Here is a 6,702-nt window from a genome sequence, read left to right on the forward strand (position 1 = left end):
TTATGAACTCACGAGGCAGCAGATGAGCGACAAGGCCCAGGTGGCGCTCGTCAATATGCCGTTCAGCTATTCGAAGTATCCTTCGATTCAACTGGGCACCCTCTCTGCGCTGCTCAAATCGAAGGGGGTTCCCGTCGACTGCCACCATCTGAATGTTCGGTTCGCCCATAAGATCGGCGTCCCCCTCTATGAAATGATCTGCGAGAAGCGCGCGCTGTTTGGCGAATGGCTGTTTTCCTACCTCTTGTTCCGAGACAATCCGAAGCGTGCTGAGTATCCACGCTTATTTAAGCCAGTATTCGAGCAGGTGGCCAAGGAGAGTGGCCAGCAGGCTTCGTTCTTCGAAGATATGGCGACGAGGACGGCGCCACAGTTCTTGACCGGGGCTCTGACCTCCATTGATTGGGGGCAATACAAGATTGTCGGGTTCACCTCTACGTTCGACCAAAACGTCGCCAGCTTGACGATGGCGAAACTCATCAAGGATCTCTATCCTGATGTGACGATCGTGTTCGGTGGAGCGAACTACGACGGCGAGATGGGCTTGGAATATTTTCGAGCCTTTCCCTTCATCGATCATGTCGTGGTGGGTGAAGGGGAAGAGGTGTTTCCGGAATTGGTTGGCTATCTCCTTGGGGGAAAGACCGGGTCGATGCCCAGCGGCGTGACCTACCGAGAGGGTGAGAAAATCTCCTTCAGCCCGAACCAGGCACTGTTCACGGATTTTGCGAAGACCGGGCCGCCGGACTATGACGATTACTATCATTTACTGGCTGAACTCGGGGATGCGGCGCAGGGGCTCGACAGGATCCTTCTCTATGAAGGGTCACGGGGCTGCTGGTGGGGGGAGAAGCATCATTGTACGTTTTGTGGATTAAACGCACAGAGCATGAAGTTTCGGGCAAAATCGTCCGAGCAAGTGGCCCGGGAGATGGCCTATTTGTCCAGCCGCTACGATACGGCGAGATTTCGTCTCGTCGACAACATCATCGACATGAAATATGTGGATAGCCTCTTCGGTCGATTTGCGGCAGACCATTGTGATCTCGATGTGTTCATCGAAACGAAAAGTAATCTCCACAAGAGCCAGATTCGAACACTCGCTGCCGGAGGCGTGAAGTGCATGCAGCCGGGATTGGAGAGTCTGAGTCTCAATCAGTTGCAGGCGATGGATAAGGGCGTCACCCCGATGCAGAATATCATCTGCCTCAAGTGGAGCTACTACTATCATGTCGCGGTGTCCTGGAATATCCTGCTCGGATTCCCCGGGGAAACGAACGAGGACTACCGTCGTCAGATCGATCTCATCCCGTCGTTGTTCCATCTGCATCCGCCGGAGTCGACCGGAAAGTTATGGTTGGAGCGGTTCAGTCCCTACTTCACCAAACCACAGGAATACGGTGTTCGTATCACCGGCCCGGGGACGCCCTACGAGTATGTCTACGATGCTCGGCAAGTGGACTTGAAGAAGATCGCCTATGATTTTGAGTATGAACTAGACAATTGGCAGGTGGACCAAGAGGTCTACCAAGAATTGGTCGGCATGGTTCAGGAGTGGCAGCGAATGGTCAGGTCGAGTGATCGGCCGTTTCTCTATTACTCAAAGGCGATGGACTATGTCACGGTCTACGATGGCCGGAATCCAAAGGCTCCGATCAGGCGACGGTATGATTGGCCTGCGGCAGGGATCATTGAGATTTGCAATGAAGCGGCCAAGAGCCTGGACCAGATCCGCACCCTGTTGGCAACACGACCTGACAAGAGCGGGAGTAGCGATGCAGAAATTATTCAGGCACTTGGTACCTTGACGGCGGCACGAATCCTCTACGAGGAACGAGGCAAGTATTTCACCCTCGCGGTTCCGGAAAACCCCTACCTCTAGCTGAGCCGGATAGTGGTCTCGTCACATCGACAGCTTGTCGGTAACGTTACGCATCTGGACGCCGTGCGCGAGCGACGCGCCGCCTCTAATCGCGCAGGCGACATGGACCGCTTCCGTCATTTCCTCAATGTTCGATCCCTTCTCAAGGGAGGCTTGCGTGTAGGCGTCGATGCAGTAGGGGCATTGGACGGCGTGGGCGACCGCAAGTGCGATGAGGGCCTTCTCTCGCTCGGTCAAAGCCCCTTCAGCAAAGACGGCGCTGTAGTAGGCCATGAACTTATCCCAGAGATCCTTGTTCCCCTTGCCCATATCGGAAAACTTCCCCAGATCATGGGGATGATAGTAGGTGTCCATAGGCAACTCCTTGGTCATCGGTTCTGGCCGGGTTTGAGTGGTCAGAGAACAAGACCGCTTTAACTGTCACTGCTAGCTGCAGCTGCTAGGCGTTGCTGGGCGGTTCAGGGTCAGCCTGGGTGAGCACCTGCGAAAACCTCGTGCCGACGATACCGGTTACCTTGGCCATGAGATCGGTGACCTCTTGCCATTCCGTCGGTAGCAGATCTTGTTTCAGTTGGGGATGGATCGCCCATTGGGCATCGACTTGTGTTCCTTTTCGGCTCACGAGCACCCGGAGCAGTTCCACATCCCTGTTGTGTGATTCTGCCTCTGCATCCTGGGGTGGTTTTCCGTTTTTCAATGGTCCCGATGGAGGCGTTGAACGTGCCATGCAGTCAATCTCCTTCACGTTTGTAGGGGGGATCATAGCGCATCAACATTATCTCTGTATATCTGCTGGCCAGCCCCGAGGGCTGCTCCTGGCTGCTCGCCCATATCGCTCGGCGTGAGCGCGTAGCGAGGCTGAGCTCTAGGAGGGGGTTAGATCCTCACGGAGGACGTCGAGCATGGACTGATGGATCTTCCTGTTACTTGCGACCAGTTCTTGTCCGTAGATTGAAAGGGGGGCGCCGTTGAAGCCTGTCACCATTCCTCCGGCTTCTCGGAGGATGACGACTCCCGCCGCCATATCCCAAGGGTTTAGTTTCACTTCCCAAAATCCATCGAACCGGCCGGCCGCAACATAACAGAGGTCTAAGCCTGCCGTTCCTGTGCGCCGCAGTCCCTGCACCTTCAACGCAAATCGTGCGAAGTGGTCCAAGTTATTATTCGAGGTCTCGCGGATGTCGTACGCAAATCCGGTGACAAGGAGTGCCTGATCGAGATGATCCGTGGAGGATACGGAAATGGGAGCCCCGTTGAGTTGCGCCCCGTGGCCTAGCTGCGCGGTGAAGAGTTCATCTCGAGTCGGGTCATAGACGACCCCAATTACTCCACGCTCGTCACATTCCACTCCGATGGACACGCAGTAAGCAGGGAACCCGTGGGCGAAGTTGGTCGTGCCATCAAGCGGATCGATATCCATTTATAGCGGGATGGAGATTGTTTGGTCAGTCCTCGCTCCTCAGCAAGGATGGAGTGGGTTGGGAAGGTCTCGTGGATAACGTCAATAATCCGTTGTTCCGCCTCGTGGTCGGCGTCCGTGACCAGATTAATGACCTGTTTATGCTCAATGCGAAAACCAGTACGCGCTGACTTTTTGAGAACGGCTCCTGCTTGGCGGGCTGCATCAGTCGCGACGGAAAGGAGTTTGTCGAGGGGGATATTGTCATTGGGTGTTGGAGTCATGGGGCGGCATCTTAACACGAGTCCGTACTCCAACCATGCAGAGAGGATAGACCTTTGAATCGAGGTTACTCAGTTATCGTGCCGTGAAAATATCTGTTTGCTTGTCACGCAATAGACTTATTTAAGACCATACTGAGTAAGTGCATGCCAGTTTTAAAGCTATCATTCCATGCAAGCAACCAACACAGCATATTCTATTGACTTGCTTTGCAAGCAATGCTATAAAGCAAGCATGCTTCACCTGGGGGCGGTTTCGTGGAAGAACTCACCGATATTTTGGTCGGTCTTGAGCAGCGAATTAGCGCGTACAAGAACCGGCTGCAAGAACTTGAAAAGAAACGTCGTCGTCTGGACGACGAAATCGCTACGATTAAAAAATATTTGGAATTGGCAGAAACGCTCTTTCGTGTTGAAGCCGATAAAGCCAAACTCGCCAGTCTTTCTAGCCAATTCTACTCCGATGAAAAAGGCGGCCGGCAACGACCCAATACGGATGTTACGGATCAATCGCGGGAAATTCTCATGGGCCGGAGTAAGTACTCCGGGAAGAGTGTTTCTGAAGCCGCCTACGAAATGCTCCGTGAGGCGAATCGATCGATGCATGCAAAAGAACTTGTGCAACGATTGGTCGAAGGGGGTCTCCAGATTAAGGGGAAGACTCCGTTAACATCTGTCGCGACGTCTTTGAAGCGCGATAAGCGGTTTAGGAAAGTGGGTCCTAATACGTTTGAGGCATTGGAAGAAGCCCTGATCCACGCAGTGTAGTGCGTCTGGGCCGGTTTGGCCTTAAAAGACACGAAGGGGGGTGAGAGTCTTGGCGACGAAGAAAGCAGCAAAGAAGAAGAAGAAGTAGTCCCCGCCTTGATTCTAGCGTCGGGAGCAAGGCCACTTGCTCCCGACGTTAAATCAGATAATCGTTCCCCGCACGTCAAGAGTCATCTCGCCTCTTGAGGCACAGATCCCTAGCAGAATTCTATTGAAAATTGATACGAGTTAGGAGGCCTGGAGTGCCACCAGCGATGCAAATCGTGGTGCGGCCATGGCCGATCGAGGCTCAGACGCGGCAACTGGTTGCTCAGCATTGAGCAATACCCAGCTGTCAGGATGGTTCAGAATCTGCTGAACAAGGCGCGTATGTATCGCATGCCCGGAGCGTTCTGCGATCACATGCCCGATAAAGGGTACGCCGAGTAATGAAAAATCTCCGATCAGGTCCAGGATCTTGTGACGGACGAATTCATTCGTAAACCGCAGGCCTGATTCATTGAGAATGCCGTCCTGAGAAAGGATGATCGTATTATCCAGGCTGCCACCTTTTCCAAGCCCACGGGCCCAGAGGGCTTCCACTTCCTGCAGGAAGCCGAATGTCCTGGCGTCCGCGATCTCGCGTTCGAAGGCATGGACCGAGTGCTCATAGGCATAGGTCTGCGTCTGGATCAACGGATGATTGTAATGAATAGAATAGGTAATTTTCGTGGTCGAAGATGGCTCGATACGAACCCGTCGATTTCCATCTACGACCTCAAGGGGCCGTGTGATTTTCAGATAGGGTTGCCGTTGGCTCTGAGTAGCAATGCCGGCTGAGCGAATGAGGCGAACGAAGGGACCTGCACTTCCGTCCATGACGGGGGCTTCGGCGGCATCAACCTCTACGTATACGTTATCGATGTCGAGTCCGGTTAATGCGGCTAGAATATGTTCAATCGTCTTGACTTGAAATCCGTTACCGCTGATTGCCGTGCAGAGTTCCGTTGCTACCAAATGTTCAACGGAGGCAGCAAGAGAGGCTCCGCCTTTTCCGCTTCGGTTTACGAATACTACGCCGGTATCCGCTGGAGCTGGTCTGAGCGTAAGAGTGACGGGCTGTCCTGAATGGAGCCCAACCCCTGAACAGCTCACCGTATTTGCCAACGTCTGCTGTACTCTCACAGAGTCACCTCAATAATTACAGCAGATAGAAGCAACTTATGTGCCAGTAAGTTTATTTGATAAAAAATGCCATAATATACTGATATTAAATGAAAAAACATATTAATGCCTTGCTAGAGCAGCCGTTGTATAAATATTACACCTGTGACTTTTCATGGAATGCATGGAGAACGGTCGCAGTGTTTTGACGTTGAGCGCTGTGGTCGATAGCAACGGTTCACGATCTGTTAGAGGCTGAGGAAACGGGAGATAATCAGTTGGTCTAGGAAGATCTGCACACTACTTGTCTCGCAGGAAGACTTCCAGGTGGTAGTAGCGGCAGATGTGCCGTGACATTTAAGTTGTAGACGAACAGTATTTACACATAGATTCAGTAGGTTGTGAACATACGATATTTTCGGAATCGGTCTATTCCGGGAGGAAGATTCCAAGCTGCTCTTCCCCGTCTCTCGACATTCTGGCCTTCTTACTCAGGCATTCCTGATTTTTATTACCGGCTTGAGCTCTAACTCCAAGTGCAAGGCTGCAGGCCCTGACGGGCTAAGGTGTTGCCATGACAAAAAGGTGCTCACACACTTGAGTGCTGAAGACCGTGAGACCTTAAGTCTGGGTCTGACCCAAGGAGATTCGCTGTGCGCACTGGCGCGGGTCTTGGGCCGAGCACCCAGCACCCTGAGCCGAGAATACATCTGCAATACGACGCGGGACTGTTCCTATATGCCTGTACCGCTCAACGGAGCCCGCAATGGGTCGACCGCCTGGACCTGGTGGATCGGACCACACGCCTGGTCATCCTAGCCATGATGGACGGGACAGGTGCCACGAGTGCCCGCGAGGGCTTTACAAAAAACTCCGGCATGTGCCCGCCCTGCTGCGGAAAACCATGGCGTACAATTGAGGGAAAGAGATGGCCGAACACGGGCAGTTGGGCCAGCGGCTCGCGATCCAGATCTTCTTTGTCGATCCGTACAGCCCTTGGCACTGCGGCATGATTCACCCGTTGCACTTGGAACTTGAAACCACCGAGGATAAAACACACAGGGCAGAGAGTTCAGTTGAACTCCCTGCCCCCTGCTGACACGAGACCCTAGCTGTGACTTACAACCAGGTGACGCGCTCGGCCGGCCGAATGTAGATCGGCTCTTCGACCTGAATACGCGCCACTTCCTTGCCCGACTTGTTGAAGCCCAACACGGTATCGTTGTACA

At 53.3% G+C, this 6,702-nt stretch carries 5 protein-coding genes and 2 pseudogenes; 3 read left to right on the forward strand and 4 right to left on the reverse strand.

Annotation, left to right across the window (positions count from 1 at the left end):
* Positions 1 to 22: 22 nt before the first annotated feature.
* Positions 23 to 1,882, forward strand: coding sequence for a RiPP maturation radical SAM C-methyltransferase (locus tag Q8N00_16430; GenBank protein MDP2384378.1), 1,860 nt, complete (start codon positions 23 to 25; stop codon positions 1,880 to 1,882).
* A gap of 21 nt (positions 1,883 to 1,903) precedes the next feature.
* Here Q8N00_16430 and Q8N00_16435 read toward each other — a convergent pair whose 3' ends face one another.
* The 3 genes and pseudogenes from Q8N00_16435 to Q8N00_16445 form a co-directional block, all read right to left on the reverse strand.
* On the reverse strand, positions 1,904 to 2,236 hold the full coding sequence (locus Q8N00_16435; GenBank protein MDP2384379.1) for an arsenosugar biosynthesis-associated peroxidase-like protein: 333 nt from the start codon (positions 2,234 to 2,236) through the stop codon (positions 1,904 to 1,906).
* A gap of 85 nt (positions 2,237 to 2,321) precedes the next feature.
* Positions 2,322 to 2,609, reverse strand: coding sequence for a hypothetical protein (locus tag Q8N00_16440; protein MDP2384380.1), 288 nt, complete (start codon positions 2,607 to 2,609; stop codon positions 2,322 to 2,324).
* Between the two features lie 138 nt (positions 2,610 to 2,747).
* A pseudogene (locus tag Q8N00_16445) lies at positions 2,748 to 3,565 on the reverse strand (inositol monophosphatase family protein).
* A gap of 255 nt (positions 3,566 to 3,820) precedes the next feature.
* On the opposite strand from Q8N00_16445, the gene Q8N00_16450 reads away from it, so the two are divergent.
* Positions 3,821 to 4,330, forward strand: coding sequence for a winged helix-turn-helix domain-containing protein (locus Q8N00_16450; GenBank protein MDP2384381.1), 510 nt, complete (start codon positions 3,821 to 3,823; stop codon positions 4,328 to 4,330).
* A gap of 228 nt (positions 4,331 to 4,558) precedes the next feature.
* Here the strand turns inward: Q8N00_16450 and lpxC are convergent, their stop codons facing one another.
* Positions 4,559 to 5,494 (reverse strand): UDP-3-O-acyl-N-acetylglucosamine deacetylase, encoded by a 936-nt coding sequence (lpxC, locus tag Q8N00_16455; GenBank protein MDP2384382.1) that lies wholly within the window; start codon positions 5,492 to 5,494, stop codon positions 4,559 to 4,561.
* A gap of 564 nt (positions 5,495 to 6,058) precedes the next feature.
* On the opposite strand from lpxC, the pseudogene Q8N00_16460 reads away from it, so the two are divergent.
* A pseudogene (locus tag Q8N00_16460) lies at positions 6,059 to 6,178 on the forward strand (helix-turn-helix domain-containing protein).
* Positions 6,179 to 6,702 lie beyond the last annotated feature (524 nt).

The organism is Nitrospirota bacterium (genome assembly GCA_030684575.1).
Lineage (GTDB): Bacteria > Nitrospirota > Nitrospiria > Nitrospirales > Nitrospiraceae > Palsa-1315.

Coding starts and splice junctions, on each gene's coding strand:
- Q8N00_16435 (MDP2384379.1), bottom strand. CDS start 2,236: ATGGACACCTACTATCATCCCCATGATCTGGGGAAGTTTTCCGATATG.
- Q8N00_16430 (MDP2384378.1), top strand. CDS start 23: ATGAGCGACAAGGCCCAGGTGGCGCTCGTCAATATGCCGTTCAGCTAT.
- Q8N00_16440 (MDP2384380.1), bottom strand. CDS start 2,609: ATGGCACGTTCAACGCCTCCATCGGGACCATTGAAAAACGGAAAACCA.